The following is a 17,756-nucleotide window of genomic DNA, read 5'->3' on the forward strand; positions in this document are numbered from 1 at the left end:
GCTCTTCAGGCACTTCACTTTTTTTGTGAAGTGCCTGACAGGAACGCTGAGCTTGGCCGTTTTCAGCCCGGTTGCGGGCCGGGAGTGGGCTTCGAGCGCTTACTCGCCTGCATGCTGTCGGGCCATCGCCCGGCCGCGCTTCTCGTCGACGAAGAAGGCGATCACCAGGGAGATGAAAAAGAACAGCACGCACAGAAGGATCGAGCCCTGGAGCCCCAGGTGGATCTGGAGGAAGCCCAGGCTCATGAGCCCGAAGATGGCGGACAGCTTGCCGAAGAGGCCCCAGAAGCCGAAGAACTCGCCGGCCTTGGACTCGGGGCTGAAGACGCCGACGATGGCGCGGGCCGCGGACTGGGTGGAGCCCAGGCACAGCCCGGCCAGGGCGCCGATGCTGAGGAACACCCGCTCCGCCCTCCACTGGGTCCCCAGCGTGGCGTTGATCCAGTCCGTCAGGCCCGGAGCGCCCCACAGGAGCACCACGGCCACCATCCAGATGACCAGCGTGATGCTGTAGGTCCGCTTGTCACCAATCCGGTCCTGGATGTAGCCGAAGATCCAGGCCCCCACGGCAGCGGAGATGTTCGTGAGCACGAACATGGCCACCTGGGAGGACGGGCTCCAGCGGATCACCTGATCGCCGTAGATGAAGGCGAAGCTGATGACGATGGAGAGCCCCGCGTAGGAGAAGAAGAAGGAAAAGAGGAAGACGATCAGGTCGCGAAAGACTGTCAGCTCGCGCAGCGTCTGCTTCATGCGGCGGAAGCCCGCGCCGAGGTAGCTCTCCCCCGGCGGCAGGGCCCTGGGGGTGCCGCGCTCCTTCAGCAGGAGGAAGGTAGGGATGCCGGCCAGCAGGAAGAAGCCACCGGTGAGCGGGCCGATCAGCCGCACGCCCTCGAGGTTGCTCGCGTCATGGGGCGTGGTGAGGAACATGACCAGGCCGGTGGACAGCAAGCCGCCCAGGTAGCCGACGCCCCAGGCCAGCCCGGAGATCTTCCCCAGTTCCTCCGGCGGCCCCAGGTCCGGCAGGAACGCCGAGGTGAAGTTCTCCCCCACCGAGAAGCCAAAGTTGGAGAGCACGATGAGGATGAAACAGAGCGCCACCGCGCCGGGCGTGACGAAGTAGAGCGCGGCGGTGGCCGTCACGGTGAGCAGGTAGCTGGCGAACAGGAACTTCTTCTTCGCGGCGCTGAAGTCCATCAGCGAGCCCAGCACCGGCCCGCTCAGCGCCACCAGGAGCAGGCTGGTGGAGAGCGCCATGCTCCAGAGGAAGTTGCCCTCGCGCTCGTCTCCGACAATCAGCTTGGGGAAGAGCACGCTGAAGGCCACGGTGACGATGACGGTGGTGTAGGACGAGTTCGCGAAGTCGAACATCGCCCACCCGAAGATCTCTCGGAAGGGCGCGCGCTGGGTGCTCATCGACCGACGGCTCCTGTTTTCAGAACAAATCCCTGGGGTCCAACCGGCGATCGCGCGCCTCCACCACCCGCCACTCCCCGTCCTGCTCCTTCTCGAAGGAGCCTTCGACGCTCCAGGCGTCGACGACGCTCTCCTTCGCCAGCTGCTCCAGCTCCCGCGCCTCCGAGCGCGCGAAGATGAACCGGACCGTGAAGTCTCCGCGCGTGGGGGAGACCTCCGTCACCTCGAGCCCGGTGTGGAAGATGCGGACCCACTGCCCGCGCAGCACCTGGGCCACCAGCACGCCCCTCACCTGCTCCTTGCTGAAGCCCCGGCCGGCCTTGAAGCGCTCAGAGACACCCTCCATGACCCCGGCCACGTCCTTCTCCTCGGCCGCGCGTGTCATGGCGATGATCTTCCGGGTGATGGCTTCCTGGACCGGCAGCTCCGGGGTGGGCCACAGGAACAGCACCAGCCCGGCGGCCAGCAGCGCCAGGGCCACCCCGATCACCCGCGAACTTGGAAGCGTCACTGGTGCCCTCGCCTGCTCACGCCGCCCCGGCGGAGTCGGCTTCGATCACCAGCTCGTCGGCGTCGATGATCTCGGCGGGCCGCAGGGCCTCGGCCGTCTGCCGCTGCCGGCGCTCCGAGAGCTGCTCCAGATACGTCTTCACTGACGGGTACTCCTTCACCAGCTCGCCGAACGCAGCGCGATCCATGAAGGCCGTGGCCGTCTTGCGCGTGGCCACCACCGTGGCCGTCGCCGGAGTGCCCATCAGCAGGGAGATCTCCCCGGCCACCTCGCCCTCGCGCAGGACGCCGAGGCTCACCACCCCACCCGCCGGATCCTCCTTCTGCACCACCAGCTCGCCGGCCAGCACCAGGAAGAGGCCGGGCGCCAGCTCGCCCTCCGTGAGCGCCCTGTCCCGAGGCTGCAGCGCCTTGAAGGTGAAGCGCCCCAACAGCGCGGCCCGCTCGGACTCCGGCAGCTGCTGGAACAGCGGCGAGGTGGCCATCATGTTGCGCGCCATGCGCTGCTGCGCGAACTCGGCCAGCACCTGCGGCACCGAGGGGAAGGTGCGCGCCACCGCGTTGAGGTGCTCGCGGCGGATCTCGAACACCTCCGTGTCCACCGTGGTGGTCACCGAGGCCGTCGGCGGCGTGCCGGTGATGAGCGACAGCTCGCCGAAGATGGAGCCGCCGCCCAGCCGGCCCAGCGCCTTGCGCTGCCCCTCCACCAAGCGCGTCACCTCGGCCTTGCCCGCGACGATGACGTACAGGGCGTCACCCGTGTCACCCTCCTGGCTGATCACCGTACCTGCGGGCACGCTCCTCCAGGCCATGCGCTGCACCAGATCCAGGAACACCTCGCGGTCCAGATCCGCGAACAGCGGCAGCGGAGGGCGGCTGCTCGGATCGGCCACGCCACCCGGGTCCGGCGCGGCCAGCACCTCGAGGGCCCGGCCAATGAGCTCCTCGCCCATCAGCTCCAGCAGATCCGCCTCCACCTTGCCATCAAACATGGGGTCCGGAGGCAGCGGCGGGGGCACGGAGGCCTTGCCCGCGGCATTGCGCGCGGCGCGGGCGTGGATGCGTGCCAGCGTGTCCTTCAGGCGGCGCTCCTGGGGGGCCAGCTCCAGGCCCAGCTTGCAGGCCGCCATGGAGGACAGCAGGTAGTCGCGCCGGAGGAGGCCCTCGGCGGAGGCGTGGTACACGGTGACTGCGCGCTCGCGCTCGCCCAGCTCCGCCAGGCAGCGCGCCGCGAGCATGCGCGAGCGGTGATCCGCGGGTCTGCGACGGACAGACTCGGCGAACACAGCGAGGGCGCGCTCGAACTGGCGCTCCTCGATCAGGTCCATCCCGAGTTCTCGCAACGACTCGCTCATGAAGGCTCTCCCCGAAGAAGGTCTTGAACGGAATGCGGCTGACGGGGCGGCACCTTACCGCACCGTCCCGCACTCAAGGACTCAGTTCGTTCAACTGGCTTTGTGCCTTCTCGCGGAGCTCGGAGCCTTCCTCGGCCGTGTCGATGACAATCCTGAACTTTTCCGCTGCTGACCGAGGATCGCGATCCTTCTCCATGTAGGCGCGCTCGTACAGCTGGTTCACCTTGTCCTGCATGCCGGTGAGCGCCTCGGTCGCGCGCGAGTCTCCGGGGTTGAGCCGCAGCGCCTCGCGGAAGAGACGGCCCGCGCTGGCGAGATCATTGCGCGCCAGGGCGGACTTGCCCGCGCGCACGGAGGCCTCGGCGAGCTGCTCGTGGATGGAGTCCAGCAGGGCGCCCCTGAAGCCGATCTCCCGGTAGATCTCCTCGGACTTCTTGAGGGGACGGACGGCCGTCTCCATGGAGTTGGCCTGCACCTTGCGCTGCGCGTCCGTGTAGGAGCGGGCGAACTGGGGAATCAGCCGCTTGAGGTTCTTGGCGCGCTCGCGGATCTCGACGTCGCCCTTGTTGTCCTCGATGACGCGATCGCACTCGAGCACGGCGCGCTCGTAGTCACCGTTCTCGAACTTGCGCTCCACGCTGGAGAACGCATCCGCGATGAACTGGGCGCGCCGCTCCGCGGCCCGCTTGGCGGCCAGCGCCTTGTTGTTCTTCTCCAGCTTGGCCTGCTCGGCGGCATCCTTATTCAGGGCCTCCTGGAGCTCCGCCGCCTTGTCGCGGTAGAGCGGCTGAAGGTCCGTGGGGAGCTTCGGAATGAGGGCCCGCAGCCCGTCCAAGTCCCCAGCCGCGAGCAGTTCCTCGGCACGCTTGGCGAAGAAGGCAGCCTCGGCTTGGGAGAGTTCCTTCTCGAGCGCAGCGCGCTCCTCATCGCTCTTAGTGGTGGTGCCCGCAGGGGAGGCCTCCAGCGCCCTGCGGGCCTCGGCGTAGTTGCCCTCGGCCATCAGCGCGCGCACCGACTTGAAGGCCTCCATGACGGCCGCCTCAGTTTGGGCCGCCTTGGCCAGCCCCTCCTCGTCGATGCCGGGCTTGAGCCGCTCGGCGGCCTCGATGAGCTTGACGGCCTCCGCGTAATCGCCGTCGCGGATGGCGTTGCGCGCCGCGTTCATCTTGGCGATGGCCAGCTGCTCCTTGGGATCGACCGGAGGCGGCGCGGGCGGATCCTTCTTGGCGAAGATGATGATGAGCACCACCACCACCACCACCAGGAACACTCCGGCGCCGCCCGCGTAGAGGACCTTCTTGTCGGCGAGCTTGCCCTGCCCCCGGCGGGTGGGCACTGAATCCAGCGCGGGGCGGACGGCCGTACCCTCCTTCAGGCGCGGATCGTTCGGATCCACGTCCCCCTTGGCGGCCGCGGAGGCGTTGGCGGCCTCCGCCTTCTTCTTGGCCTCTTCCTCCGCCTTCTTCTTGGCCTCCTCCTCGGCCTTCTTCTTGGCCTCGGCATCCTTGGCGTCCTGCTCGGCACGGAACTGCTTGACGGCCTCGATCTCGTCCACGAACTTCAGAACCGTGCGGCCGATCTCGATCTCGTCGCCGTGCTTGAGCTGCTTCTCCTCGACGCGCTCGTCGTTGACCTTGGTGCCGCTGGCGCCGCCCAGGTCGCGCAGCATCGTGCCATTGTCACCGTGGATCAGCTCCAGGTGGCGGCGGGAGACGGCCTGATCCGTCAGCTTCAGGTCCACGTCCTTGCCGCGCCCCACCACCATGCGCACGGACTTGAAGCGCTTCTTCCGGCCGGCATCCGGGCCTTCGATGACTTGCAGGGAGATGGGCGGACCCGCGCGAGTGGAGTCCGGGTTGTCGTCGTCCTCCTCGATGGGCCCGTCCTCGTCCAGCTCCTGAAATTCCTTGGAGACGGCGCGGGGATCGTCCGCGACGGGGGTGCCCTCGCCGGGCTCCTCCTCGCCCTCGGCCGGGTAGTGGTTGGAGGTGTAGTACTCCTCCTCCCGAGGGGGATCCATGGACGGCTCATCCGGCTCGTCGGGCACGGGCGGCGCGGGGCGGCTCTTGCGGGCGCGGCTCGTGTAGTAGGGCGAGGGCTTGAGCTCGGTGTGATCGTTCTTCGCTCCCCCACCGGAGGGCTTCGAAGAATCCGCGTGGGAAGAGGAAGTCGGTCGGCGAGGGGGCATGGGTGTAGGCCAGTCTGGGAGGCCGGAGCATCTTAGAGCGCCCGCCCGACCAGGGGAATGCGCATAGGGGGGCAAGTGGAACACTCCGGGTGCGTTGTCCGTTGCCGGTGGGATAGGCCCCCATTAGGGTCTTCCCCACTTTTCACAGTGTCTTGGAGAATACGAATGCCCCGTGCGACGGCGAGAACGAAGCGCCCCACCCCGGCCCAGTTAGGCCCTCTGGCCACCCGGCCGACGGCGGCAGCCCCCCTGCTGCCCCAGGCGCTGATCGAGCGCCTGCTGGCGGTCGCCATGGAGCGAGGCGGTGAGTTCGCCGAAGTGTACGTGGAGCGGGCACTCACCACGGCGGTGGTGCTGGAGGAGTCCCGCATCAAGAGCGCGCAGACGGGGCTGATGCAGGGCGTGGGCGTGCGCGTCATCTCCGGGGCGAAGGTGGGCTACGCGTACTCGGATGACCTGGACGAGCCGGCGCTGATGCGGGCGGCGCGCACGGCGGCGCTGATTGCGCAGGGCAAGGGCTCGGAGCAGAGCTTCAAAGTGAGCCGGACGCCTTCGCCCAGCTACTACAAGGTGGCGATGCCGCTGGCGGACGTGGACGTGGCGCGCAAGGCGGAGCTGGTGCTGCGGGCGGACAAGGCGGCGCGGGCGTTCGATCCGCGGGTGAAGCAGGTGAACGGCAGCTACGCGGACAACACGAAGCGGATCGCGGTGGCGAACACGCTGGGCCATTACACCGAGGACACGCAGGACCTGTGCCGCATTGGCATCCAGGTGGTGGCCGAGGGGAAGAACAAGGAGCGGCGCACGGGCATGTACGGCGGCGGCGGCCGCGTGTCGTTCAGCCACTTCGACGCCTTCACTCCGGAGCAGGTGGGGCGCGAGGCGGCGCGGCAGGCGGTGGCGACGCTGGGCGCGGCCGAGTGCCAGGCGGGGCCGCAGACGGTGGTGCTGGCGCCGGGCTGGAGCGGAATTCTGCTGCACGAGGCGGTGGGCCACGGTCTGGAGGCGGACTTCATCCGCAAGGGCACGTCGCTGTTCACGGGGAAGCTGGGCCAGAAGGTGGCCTCGGATCTGGTGACGGTGATCGACGATGGAACGGTGGCCAACAGCCGCGGCTCGATCAACGTGGATGACGAGGGCAACGCGGGTGAGCGCAAGGTGCTGATCGAGAAGGGCGTGCTGAAGGGCTACATGTACGACAGCCTGAACGCGAAGCTGATGGGGCAGCGCACCACGGGCAGCGGGCGGCGCGAGTCCTTCAAGAGCATGCCGCTGCCGCGCATGACGAACACGTACCTGGCGCCGGGCGACCACCTGCCCGAGGACATCGTGAAGGAAGTGAAGAAGGGGCTGTACTGCGCGACATTCGGCGGCGGGCAGGTGGACATCACCAACGGCAACTTCGTCTTCGAGGTGAGCGAGGCGTACCAGATCGAGGACGGGAAGATTGGCCGGCCTGTGAAGAACGCGATCCTGATTGGCGTGGGCCCCGAGGCGCTGAAGAACGTGTCGCGCGTGGGGTGCGATCCGATGCCGGACCCGGGTATGGGGACGTGCGGCAAGGATGGGCAGAGCGTGCCGGTGGGCGTGGGTCTGCCGACGCTGCGGATCGACAACATGACGGTGGGCGGGACGAAGGTCTCCTGAGGAGCGAGCCGTGAACAACACCGTGAACAACTACGAGCAACTGGCGAAGCGCATTGTCCAGCGGGCGAAGAAGAAGGGCGCGAAGCAGGCCGAGGCGTTCCTCGAGGTGGGGCGGCAGAGCTCCTGCAGCGTGCGGGATGGGGAGATCGAGGATCTGACGGAGGCCTCGAGCAAGGGCGTGGGCCTGCGGGTCATCACGAAGGACAACCGCTTGGGGTTCGCATACACGTCGGACTTCGAGCCCGCGTCGCTGGACAGCTTCGTGGACCGGGCGTTGCAGCTGGCGCAGACAGCGGCGCCGAACAAGCTGAACGGGCTGCCCTCGGCGAAGGATCTGGGGAAGCTCGCGGAGACGGGCGAGCTGTTCGATCCGGCGGTAGCGGAGCTGGCCGGGGACTGGAAGATCAAGGCCGCGCTGGAGATGGAGAAGGCGGGCAAGGCGGTGGACGCGCGTATCGCCACCTTCTCGAGCGTGGGCGCTGGGGACTACGTGTCCGAGGTGTACGTGGCCTCGACCGAGGGGCTGACGGCGGGGTACTCGGGGACGTACGTGTACCTGTACGCGTCGCCGGTGGCGTCGGAGAACGGCCAGCTCCAGACGAGCTCGTGGATTGATTACAAGCGGTTCCTGGGGGATCTGGAGACGCCGGAGTCGGTGGGGCGCGAGGCGGCGCGGCGGGCGGTACGAATGCTGGGGGCTCGGCGGGTGAAGAGCCAGCAGGTGCCGGTGATCTTCGATCCGCTGATGTCGGCGTCGTTCGTGGGGAACGTGGCGGCGGCGGCGGATGGGAACGCCATCTACAAGAACTCGAGCATCTTCGTTGGGAAGCTGGGGAAGCGGCTGGCGCCGGACACGGTGACGGTGGTGGACGACGGCTTGTTGAAGCGGGGGCTGAGCACGGCGCCCTTCGATGGAGAGGGCGTGGCTACACGGCGCACACCGATCCTGGAGAAGGGGGTGCTGCGCAGCTACCTGTATGACTCGTTCACGGCGCGCAAGGCGAAGGCGAAGACGACAGGGAATGCGTCGCGCGGGTACAACTCGCTGCCGCACATCGGGACGAACAATCTGTACCTGGAGCCTGGGACGCGGCCACCGGAGGAGCTGATCCGCGAGGTAAAGAACGGCTTCTACGTCACGGCGATGCTGGGGCGCGGGGCGGATCCGGTGACGGGCGAGTACTCGCGCGGTGCCAACGGGCTGTGGATCGAAAACGGGGAACTGGCGTACCCGGTGCAGGAGGTGACGGTGGCGGGCAACCTGCTGCAGATGCTGCAAGACGTGGAAGCGATCGGTAGCGATCTCCAGTTCCGCGGCTCGGTGGGAGCCCCTACCCTGCGGTTCAAGCAGCTCACGGTCTCCGGCGACTGACCCGGAGCTTCACGCTTTCCAGTTCGCAGTCCACGCAGTGACGAGGGGGAGGACATGGCAGCGAAGAAGGCAGGCACCAAGGCCCGTAGCACCACTCCGCGCAAGCCGCGCCGCAAGAAGGCAGAGCCGCGCTCGCGAGGACTCACTGCCGCCGAGGTCGCCAGTGAGGCTGCCTCGCAACCCACCGAGCTCATCCAGGCCATCCAGCAGGACGGTGGCCAGGTGCTCTCGGTGTACCGCGATCCGCTCGGCGCCCACTCCGTGGTGTTCGCCGTGCTCCCCATCGACAAGGTCGAGCCCACTCCCTACCAGCGCGACCTGTCCGAGCCTCACGTCAAGCGGCTCGCCAATGCCATGGAGCGATTGGATCGCTTCCTCGATCCCGTCATCGCCGTTCGCAAGGACGACAAGTACTGGACCCCCAACGGCAACCACCGCCTCAACGCCTCCAGGCTCCTGGGCGCCAAGTCCATCGTCGCGCTCGTGCTGCCCGAGGAGGACGTCGCCTACCAGATCCTCGCGCTCAACACCGAGAAGGCCCACAACCTCAAGGAGCGCTCGCTCGAGGTCATCCGCATGCACCGCGGCCTCACCGGCTCGCGCGCTGGACGCGAGGCCGACTTCGCCAACCTCTTCGAGGAGCCCTCCTTCATCACCCTCGGCGCTGCCTACGAGAAGCGGCCTCGGTTCGCAGCAGGCGCCTACCACCCCTTCGTCAAGCGCGCCGAGCGCTTCCTGGACCTCCCCATGGCCGAGGCCCTCAAGGTCCGCGAGGCTCGCGCCGACAAGCTCCTGGAACTGGATGACGCCGTCGCTCGTGTCGTCACCTCGCTCAAGGACAAGGGCTTCCAGAGCCCCTACCTGAAGAACTTCGTCGTGGCCCGCATCAACTTCCTGCGCTTCAAGAAGGACGACAGCCCCGTCGAGTTCGACCCCACCGTGTCGAAGATGATCGCCAGCGCCCAGAAGTTCAACGTGGACAAGGTCAACAAGGACGACATCACCCGCATGGGCGGCGCGGGCGGCGCAGAGCCGGACGAGGAGTAGGCGGCCAGGCTTGCTCAGGCACGCGGCTGTCCCACAGGAGCGCTGATTGGAAGCCCGCTTGGCCCTGCCCTAAGCTCGCGCCATGGCCATCAAGAACCTCGTCTTCCAAGGCGGCGGTGTCAAAGGCATCGCCTACGTTGGCGCCCTCCAGGTGCTCCAGGCCCGCAACCTGCTGCGCTCGGTCGAGAACGTGGCAGGAACCTCCGCAGGCGCCATCACCGCCGCGCTCGTGGCCGTGGGCAGCACCGCCGAGGAGATGCATGCCATCCTGGGTAGCACGGACTTCGCATCGTTCATGGATGGCCGGGGCAAATTCATCGGCGGCGCGGTCCGCCTTTACGAAGGCTATGGCATCCACAAGGGCGAGGAGTTCCAGCAGTGGTGCCGCCAGCAAATCAGTGACATCACCAAGAGGGTGACCGGCACCGCCATGCCGGACCTCACCTTCTCGCAACTGTCCGCGCTCGCGGCCCAGCAGCCCGAGCACTTCTGCAACCTCTATGTGGTGGCCACGAACCTCAACCGCCAGGTGCCGGAGGTGTTCTCGGCGCAGACCTACCCGGACGTGCCGCTGTGGCAGGCCGTCCGCATGTCCATGAGCATCCCGCTCTTCTTCGAGGCCTTCCCGTTCAACGGGGACCTCTACGTGGACGGCGGCGTCTCCTGGAACTATCCCATCGATCTCTTCGACGGGCTCATCCGCCAACCCGTCATCGGCAAGCCGCCTGTGTCCATCGACGTGGGCGTGTGCGCAGAGACACTCGGCTTCAGCCTCGGCACCCCAGAGCAGATCCAGCGCCTGGAGAAGGATGGGCTGCCGCTCCCCGTCTCCGTCTCCGATCTGAAGACCTACACGAAGGCGCTGTTCAACTTCATGCTCGGCGCCAGCAACCTGCTCCACCTGGATCCGGACTCCATCCAGCGCACCGTCTTCATCGACAACGCGAACGTCTCCACCACGGACTTCACCTTGTCCGATGAGCTGAAGCAGAAGCTGGTCGACAACGGTGTCCTCGCCACCACCGCGTGGTTCAAGAACGCCGAGCAGAAGGCGGCAGCAGCCGCTCAACGCGCGGTGGCCAGCTGAGCGCACCTCTCGGGCACAGCGGAGATCTAGACGTGGCAGCGGGCGTGGCAGGTGCGAGGAACGCACGGGCAGGAGAGCACTGGCGAACCCGAGCGCTCGTGGTCCTGCTGGGGAGCTGTCTCGTGGCCTCCTGCCGCACCCCGCCCCCTCCTCCTGAAGCGCCGCCTCCTGCTCCCGCTCTCTCACCCGCCGCCACGCCGCCAGTACCCGCTCCTGCTCCGGCGCCTGTCACCACGCGCCCCTCCCCCACCCTGCCGGCCCGGTCCCCGCCCCGCGTCTTCACCCCCGAGAGCGATACCACTCAGCTCGCCAGCTACCACCTCTCCTTGAAAGGCGAGGAGCTCGACGCTCCGCCCTCGCGGATGTCCCAGGTCTTCCCCGAGCGCTACACGGAGGCCGCCGGCGTCTTCACCTTCCGCGGTGGGCCCTCGCGCACCGGCGGCGCCTGGGGCACCTGTCCCATGCGCGAGCACAAGCTCGAGCGCATCTGGACCTTCAACACCTCTCGCGGCTTGCCACCCTGGTTCGGCGGCGCCGGCTGGACGGGCCAGCCCGTCATCGTCCAGTGGCCGGACGTCATCCGCCATTCGATGGGGCGCCTGGGCCGCCGACGTTTGGAGAAGGGCTTCGTCGAGGTCATCCAAGGCTCACTCGACGGCTCCGTGTACTTCCTGGATCTGCGCACCGGCAAGCCCACGCGCCCGCCCATCGACACCGGCAACCCCATCAAGGGCAGCGTCTCGCTCGATCCGCGTGGCTATCCCCTGCTCTTCGTCGGACAGGGCATCCCTCGGAAGAAGAAGGCCATCGGCCTGCACGTCTACGATCTCATCACGCACAAAGAGGTCTTCTTCCTCCCCGGCAAGGACAAGGCGTCGCCGCGCAGCTGGGGTGCCTTCGACAGCTCGGGCCTGCTCAATCGCACCACGGACAGCTACCTCCTGGGCGGCGAGAACGGGCTGCTCTACTCCCTGAAGCTCAACACGAGCTTCGACGCCATCAAGCTCAAGCTCAAGGTCCGCCCCGAGGTGCTCCGCTACCGCTACACCCCCGAGGGCACCCCGCATTACGGCATCGAGAACTCCATCTCCGTGATGGGCAACCTGGCCTTCTTCGCCGACAACGGAGGCACTGTGCAGGGCATGGACCTGCGCACCTTCAAGCCTATGTGGACCTTCGATGCGGGCGACGACACCGACGCCAGCATCCCCGTGGAGCTCGAGAACGGCCGCCCGGTCCTCTACACCGGCACCGAGGTGGACAAGACAGGCCCCAAAGGCAAGGCGTGGCTGCGCAAGCTGGATGGGCTCACCGGCAAGGTCCTCTGGGAGCGCTCCTATCCCTGCGAGGGCTCGCGCAGTGGGCCGAAGAAGATCGACGCGGGCACCTTCGCCACCCCCATGGTCGGCACGGGCGACGTGGGCGACCGCGTCGTCTTCACGCTCTCCCGCTGCCCAGGCTTCAACGATGGCCTCATGGTCGCGCTCAGCAAGGCCACCGGCGAGGAGGTCTGGCGCAAGCCCCTGGACAACTACGCCTGGTCCTCGCCCACCTCCTGCAAGGACGACGAAGGCCACTCCTTCATCCTCCAAGGCGACATCATGGGCACGGTGCACCTGCTCGATGCTCGCACCGGGGAGGAGCTGGACTCGCTCAAGCTCGAAGGCCTGATCGAGGCCTCCCCTGCCATCTTCGGCGATCTGGCGGTGCTGGCCACCCGCGGCAACTGGATCCACGGCCTGCGTTTGCGCTGAGCCCGACACCCCGCAGATCCCCTGTCAGAGAGGAGACAGCGCACATTGCGAGAAGGAAGGGGAATCCCCAGGTTCCAGCCCCTTTCTCTCTCCATGGGACCTTATGGCACCGCGCAAAGCGCCTCCGAAGACCGCTTCCAACGGCAAGACCGAGAGCCTCGAGACCTTCCGGGAGCGTCCCGAGAACCAAACCTTCACCACGGATCAAGGCATCCCCATCTCGCACACGGATGACTCGCTGAAGGCGGGCGTCCGGGGGCCCACGCTGCTGGAGGACTTCCACTTCCGCGAGAAGATGACCCGCTTCGACCACGAGCGCATCCCGGAGCGCGTGGTGCACGCGCGCGGCTCCGCCGCCCACGGCTACTTCCAGGTCTACAAGCCCCTGGAGAAGTACACGCAGGCGAAGTTCCTCAACGATCCCTCCTTGAAGACGCCGGTGTTCGTCCGGTTCTCCACGGTTGCGGGCTCGCGCGGCTCGGCGGACACCGTGCGCGACGTGCGCGGCTTCGCCACCAAGTTCTACACCCCCGAGGGCAACTTCGACCTGGTGGGCAACAACATCCCCGTCTTCTTCATCCAGGACGGCATCAAGTTCCCGGATGTCGTCCACGCGGTGAAGCCCGAGCCGCACCACGAGATGCCGCAGGCTGCCTCGGCGCATGACTCGTTCTGGGACTTCGTCTCGCTGGTGCCGGAGACAGCCCACATGATCATGTGGACCATGTCGGATCGCGCCCTGCCTCGCAGCTACCGGATGATGGAGGGGTTCGGCGTTCACACCTTCCGGCTGATCAACGCGCAGGGCAAGTCGCACCTGGTGAAGTTCCACTGGAAGCCCCTGCTGGGCACCCACGCACTGGTGTGGGACGAGGCGCAGAAGATCTCCGGCAAGGATCCGGACTTCCACCGGCGCGATCTCTGGGAAGCCATCGAGTCCGGCAACTTCCCCGAGTACGAGCTGGGCCTGCAGATCGTCTCCGAGGAAGACGCGCAGAAGTACGGCTTCGACCTGCTGGATGCGACGAAGCTGCTGCCCGAGGAGCAAGTGCCTGTGCAGCGGGTGGGCAAGATGGTGCTCAACCGCAACCCGGACAACTTCTTCGCGGAGACCGAGCAGGTGGCCTACTGCGTGAGCAACGTGGTGCCGGGGATCGACTTCACCAATGATCCGCTGATGCAGGCGCGGCTCTTCTCGTACCTGGACACGCAGCTGACGCGGTTGGGCGGCCCCAACTTCGCGGAGATTCCCATCAACCGGCCGGTGGCGCCGGTGCACAACCACCAGCAGGACGGGTTCCACCGCGACACCATCAACACGGGCCGTGCCAACTACCACCCCAACTCGCTGGGCGGCGGGTGCCCCTTCATGGCCAACCCGCAACAGGCCTTCCGGCACCACCCGGAGCGCATGGAGGGCAACAAGGTCCGCCAACGCAGCGAGAGCTTCAGCGATCACTTCAGCCAGGCCACGCTCTTCTTCAAGAGCCTCAGCCGGCCGGAGCAGCAGCACCTCATCGCCGCGCTGCAGTTCGAGCTTGGCAAGGTGGAGCGCCCGGAGGTCCGTGAGCGCGTGGTGAACCAGATCCTCGCGAACATCGACACGGAGCTCGCCACCCGCGTGGCCCTGGCCGTGGGCGTGCCGGCCCCCAAGGCCGTCAAGCCGCCCAAGGGCGACAAGAAGCGCAACGCGATCACCACCGCGCCCTCTTTGAGCATGCTGAACACGCCGAAGGACTCCATCCAGACGCGGAAGATCGCCGTCATGGTGGCCGACGGGTTCTCCGCTCTGGAGGTGAACGCGGTGAAGAAGGCGCTGGTGGCGGGCGGCGCCATCGTGGAGCTGGTGGCCCCCAAGCTGGGCCCCGTCAAGAGCCAGGAGGGCGAAGAGGCGATGCCGGAGAAGACGTTCCTCACGGCGTCCTCAGTGCTGTACGACGCCATCTACGCCCCCGGCGGCGAGAAGAGCGTGGCCACGATCAAGCAGCTCGCGGACGCGATGGAGTTCATCCGTGACGCCTACCGGCACTGCAAAGCCGTGGGCCTCTCGGGCGAGGGCACGCAGCTCTTGGAGGCCGCCGGCCTGCACCAGGCCCCCGCGGCCCAGCCCCTGGACGCGGATCCGGGCATCGTCCAGAGCGCCAAGGGCGACATGAAGAAGTTCACCAAGAACTTCATCACCGCCATCGCCGCGCACCGCAACTGGGATCGCGAGGCGCCGCCGCCGGCCTAGCCACTCCGTGGTCCGTCGGGGCGGCTACGTCCGCCGCTCCTTCACCTCCTCTTCCTCGGAAGAGGAGGCATCGATCTCCTGCAGCCCCGTCTGCAGCTTCTCCAGGAGGTGGCGGAGCGTCTTCACCTCCTGCGCCGTCAGGTGCTTGCGCACCTCGGACTCCAGGCGCTCCAGCTCGGAGAGGTAGGCCGCCACCTCCTTGCGGCCTGCCTCCGTCACCTCCAAGCGCACGCAACGGCGATCCTCTCCCGGCGCGCGCTTCATCAGCCCATCCTCCACGAGCCGATCCACCAGCCGGCTCACCGCCGGCGGATCCACCAACAGCCGCTCGGCCAACGCCGCCTGGCCCCGGACCTCCCCCCGCTCGATGGCTTTCAGCGCCAGCATCTGCATGAAGGGACGCTCCGTCCGCTTGCTCAGGCGGCGTGTAAGCAGCCTGTGCACGGCGCGTTTGATTGAGGCCACTTGCTCCGCGAGGGTCATTGCCGTTATTAATGATTGCGCTTTGCAACATTTGTCAACTACACCATTGTGCACATCGGCCGCTCTGAGGCGAGCGCCGAGCCTCCCTGGCCGTTAAGCCTCTTTCGCCCGTGCACCCTGGTATGCCCTCACGCCCTGTACTCCTCCTCGGCTTCCTCGCCACCACCGCGCTGGCGGAGCCTCAGACGGCGGTTCCTCCGCCCACCCAGTTCCAGCCCAAAGTAGAGGACCCGATGCTGGCCCCGGTTCCCCCGGCCTCCCAGCAAGTGGAGCGTTGGGAGGAGGCCCTGGGGCTGCTGAAGGAGCGCAACACGGATCTGGGGAGCGCGGAGGCAAACGTTGACCGCGCCCAGGGCCGCTGGCGCCAGGCCTTGTCCTTGCTGCTGCCCAACGCGCGCTTCTCCGCGGGCGTTGCCATCGACGCCCTGCACCCGGACACGCCGGTGCTGTCATCGGGCGCGCCGATCAGCGCTGGGACAGGAACCGGACGCCAACCCACCACGCCACTCGGATCGGGAACCGTGTCTCTGTCCCAGTCCGTGGTGGACCTCAGCGCGTGGCGGGGACTGTCCTCGGCCGAGGCCTCCCAGCGAAGCGCCGAGGCGAGCCTGCAGGACGTGCAGCGCAGGCTCACCCTGGGACTCTCCCGCTCCCTGGTGGCCGTGGTCGCCGCCGAGCGCGCCGCCGAGCTGAACCGGCTGGGCCTGCGCCAGGCGCTGGAGCGAGCCGCCCTTGTCCAGCGCACGCTGGAGCTGGGCGCCGCCACCCAATTGGACCTGACGCGTACGCGGCAGGACGTGGAGGTGGCGCGCCAGTCCCTCATCGCCGGAGACGAACAGCTGCGCCGAGCCCGTGAGGCGCTCGGGCTGTCGCTGGGCATCACCGAGGGCGTGGGAGTGAGCCCGAACTTCCAGTTGCAGGGGCTGGTGGCTCAGACGCAGGCGGGCTGCGCGCCGCTGAAGAGCGTGGACGAGCGGCCGGATCTGGTGGCCGCCCATGCTCAGCTCGAGTCCTCGCGCGACAGCCGCCGCCAAGCCTCCGCGGGCTACCTGCCCACGCTGGGCCTCACCAGCAACCTCCTTGCCTACACCACCGAGCCTGGCCCGGGCCGCGTGTCCACCTGGAACATCGCCGCGGTGCTGGCCGTCCCCATCTGGGAGGGCGGGCTGCGCGGCGGCCTCGTGCGGGAGCGCGCGGGCGTGGAGCGGCAGGCGGAAGCCACCCTGGAGCGCACCCGGCGGGATGCGCAGCAGGAGGTGGCTCGGTCGCGGCGAGGTGTGGAGGTGGCCGAGGCGCTGGTGAAGGCGACGGCCGAGGCTCGCTCGCTGGCCGAGCAGACCGACCAGCTGACCCGCCGTTCTTTTGAAATTGGCCGCAGCACCAGCTTGGAGTTGGTTCAAAGCGCGGCGGCCCTGCGTCAGGCGGAATTGGCCCTGGCGCTGCGTGAGTTCGAGCTTGTCCAGGCACGCCTGGATGCATTCTTGACGGAGGCCCGGTGCGACTGGTGAAGCGGGTGCGCCCCTTGAAGGCGCTGATGACAGGATTTTGGGGACTGACGCTGATGGCAGGAGTGGTGGGCTGCAGCGGTCAGCCAGCGGCGAAGCCTCCTCCTCCGCCACGTGAGGTGGAGGCGCTGACGCTGGCGCCCAGCCAGACACGGGACACCGGGGAGTATCTGGGCTCGCTGATCTCGCGGCAGAGCGTCAACGTGGTGCCGCAAGTGGCCGGCTACGTACGCCGCATCCACGTGACGCCGGGCCAGAAGGTGGAGGCGGGTACGACGCTGCTCGAGGTGGATGCGCGCCAGGAGACCGCCGCGCTCGAGAACGCCGAGGCCCAGCGCACCTCCGCCCAGGCGGGGCTCGAGCTGGCCAAGCAGACGCGCGAGCGCACGGAGGCCCTCTATAAGGAGGGGCTCGTGAGCGCCCAGGAACTGGAGCGCGCCCGCTCGCAGTCCGAGACAGCCGAGGCCGCCGCGCGCGCCGCTTCCGCCCAGGTGTCCCAGCGTCAGGTGCAGCTCCAGTACTACGCGGTGCGCGCCCCCTTCGCTGGCACGGTGGGCGATGTGCTGGTGCGCATGGGCGACTACGTCGGCGCCACCACGCCGCTGACGAGCGTGGCCCAGGCGGACGCGCTCGAGGTCAGCGTGTCGGTGCCCTCGGAGCGAGCCCGCTCGCTGCAGCCGAACACGCTCATCGAGCTGCTGGATGCCACTGGCAAGGTGGTGCTCACGAGCAACATCTTCTTCATCGCTCCGCAGGCGGATCCGCGCACGCAGCTGGTGGAGATCAAGGCGGCCTTCCGCAACACCGCGGGCCTGCGCCCCAACGAGCTGGTGCGCGCGCGCATGGTGTACTCCACACGCAACGCCCTGCAGGTGCCGGCGCTCGCGGTGGTGCGCCAGAGCGGCCAGCCCTTCGCCTTCGTGGTGCAGGACAAGGAGGGCAAGACCGTGGTGGAGCGGCGTCCCATCAAGCTGGGGCCCCTGGGAGAGCAGAGCTATGTGGTGGAGAGCGGCCTGCGGGAGGGCGATCGCATCGCGGTCTCCTCGCTGCAGCTGCTGCGCGACGGCGCACCGGTGAAGGTGAAGCCGCCGCCTCCCGCCGTGGTGGGGGCGGACGCCCCCGGCGCCACGGGAGGATCCACGGGAGGCTCCCGCTAGCG

General features: G+C 67.9%; 13 protein-coding genes. 8 read left to right on the top strand and 5 right to left on the bottom strand.

Annotated elements, in window-relative coordinates:
* Nucleotides 1-99: 99 nt before the first annotated feature.
* The 4 genes from DB31_RS35120 to DB31_RS35135 all read right to left on the bottom strand — a co-directional run bounded on the left by DB31_RS35120 (nt 100) and on the right by DB31_RS35135 (nt 5,469).
* Nucleotides 100-1,416, bottom strand: a complete 1,317-nt coding sequence (locus tag DB31_RS35120) for an MFS transporter (protein ID WP_044196254.1) — start codon at nt 1,414-1,416, stop codon at nt 100-102.
* Nucleotides 1,417-1,435: 19 nt separating this feature from the next.
* Entirely contained in the window at nt 1,436-1,927 is a 492-nt protein-coding gene (locus DB31_RS35125) for a hypothetical protein (protein ID WP_044196256.1), read from the bottom strand.
* Nucleotides 1,928-1,943: 16 nt separating this feature from the next.
* Nucleotides 1,944-3,281: a cyclic nucleotide-binding domain-containing protein gene (locus DB31_RS35130; protein ID WP_044196258.1), complete on the bottom strand. Its 1,338-nt coding sequence runs from the start codon at nt 3,279-3,281 to the stop codon at nt 1,944-1,946.
* Nucleotides 3,282-3,354: 73 nt separating this feature from the next.
* Nucleotides 3,355-5,469 carry an FHA domain-containing protein gene (locus DB31_RS35135; protein ID WP_044196260.1) on the bottom strand — a complete coding sequence of 705 codons (2,115 nt, stop codon included), beginning with the start codon at nt 5,467-5,469 and terminating at the stop codon, nt 3,355-3,357.
* A 165-nt stretch (nt 5,470-5,634) separates the two neighbouring features.
* On the opposite strand from DB31_RS35135, the gene DB31_RS35140 reads away from it, so the two are divergent.
* The 6 genes from DB31_RS35140 (at nt 5,635) to DB31_RS35165 (ending at nt 14,609) form a co-directional block, all read left to right on the top strand.
* Nucleotides 5,635-7,116 carry a TldD/PmbA family protein gene (locus DB31_RS35140; protein WP_044196262.1) on the top strand — a complete coding sequence of 494 codons (1,482 nt, stop codon included), beginning with the start codon at nt 5,635-5,637 and terminating at the stop codon, nt 7,114-7,116.
* 10 nt (nt 7,117-7,126) lie between these two features.
* The gene (locus DB31_RS51370; RefSeq protein ID WP_276203674.1) at nt 7,127-8,488 is read left to right on the top strand and encodes a TldD/PmbA family protein; all 1,362 of its coding nucleotides are present in this window, start codon (nt 7,127-7,129) and stop codon (nt 8,486-8,488) included.
* Between the two features lie 54 nt (nt 8,489-8,542).
* The gene (locus DB31_RS35150) at nt 8,543-9,535 is read left to right on the top strand and encodes a ParB/RepB/Spo0J family partition protein (protein ID WP_044196264.1); all 993 of its coding nucleotides are present in this window, start codon (nt 8,543-8,545) and stop codon (nt 9,533-9,535) included.
* Nucleotides 9,536-9,617: 82 nt separating this feature from the next.
* Nucleotides 9,618-10,622 carry a patatin-like phospholipase family protein gene (locus DB31_RS35155; protein WP_052420499.1) on the top strand — a complete coding sequence of 335 codons (1,005 nt, stop codon included), beginning with the start codon at nt 9,618-9,620 and terminating at the stop codon, nt 10,620-10,622.
* A gap of 122 nt (nt 10,623-10,744) precedes the next feature.
* Entirely contained in the window at nt 10,745-12,376 is a 1,632-nt protein-coding gene (locus DB31_RS35160) for an outer membrane protein assembly factor BamB family protein (protein ID WP_044196421.1), read from the top strand.
* A 103-nt stretch (nt 12,377-12,479) separates the two neighbouring features.
* Nucleotides 12,480-14,609, top strand: coding sequence for a catalase (locus tag DB31_RS35165; RefSeq protein WP_044196266.1), 2,130 nt, complete (start codon nt 12,480-12,482; stop codon nt 14,607-14,609).
* A 24-nt stretch (nt 14,610-14,633) separates the two neighbouring features.
* On the opposite strand, the gene DB31_RS35170 is transcribed toward DB31_RS35165, so the two are convergent.
* Nucleotides 14,634-15,002 (bottom strand): MarR family winged helix-turn-helix transcriptional regulator, encoded by a 369-nt coding sequence (locus DB31_RS35170; protein ID WP_240487027.1) that lies wholly within the window; start codon nt 15,000-15,002, stop codon nt 14,634-14,636.
* 212 nt (nt 15,003-15,214) lie between these two features.
* On the opposite strand from DB31_RS35170, the gene DB31_RS35175 reads away from it, so the two are divergent.
* Nucleotides 15,215-16,600 (top strand): TolC family protein, encoded by a 1,386-nt coding sequence (locus DB31_RS35175; protein WP_044196270.1) that lies wholly within the window; start codon nt 15,215-15,217, stop codon nt 16,598-16,600.
* Entirely contained in the window at nt 16,597-17,754 is a 1,158-nt protein-coding gene (locus DB31_RS35180) for an efflux RND transporter periplasmic adaptor subunit (RefSeq protein ID WP_044196424.1), read from the top strand. The genes DB31_RS35175 and DB31_RS35180 overlap by 4 nt, the downstream gene beginning before the upstream one ends.
* Nucleotides 17,755-17,756: the final 2 nt, after the last annotated feature.

Source organism: Hyalangium minutum (assembly GCF_000737315.1).
Classification (GTDB): domain Bacteria; phylum Myxococcota; class Myxococcia; order Myxococcales; family Myxococcaceae; genus Hyalangium; species Hyalangium minutum.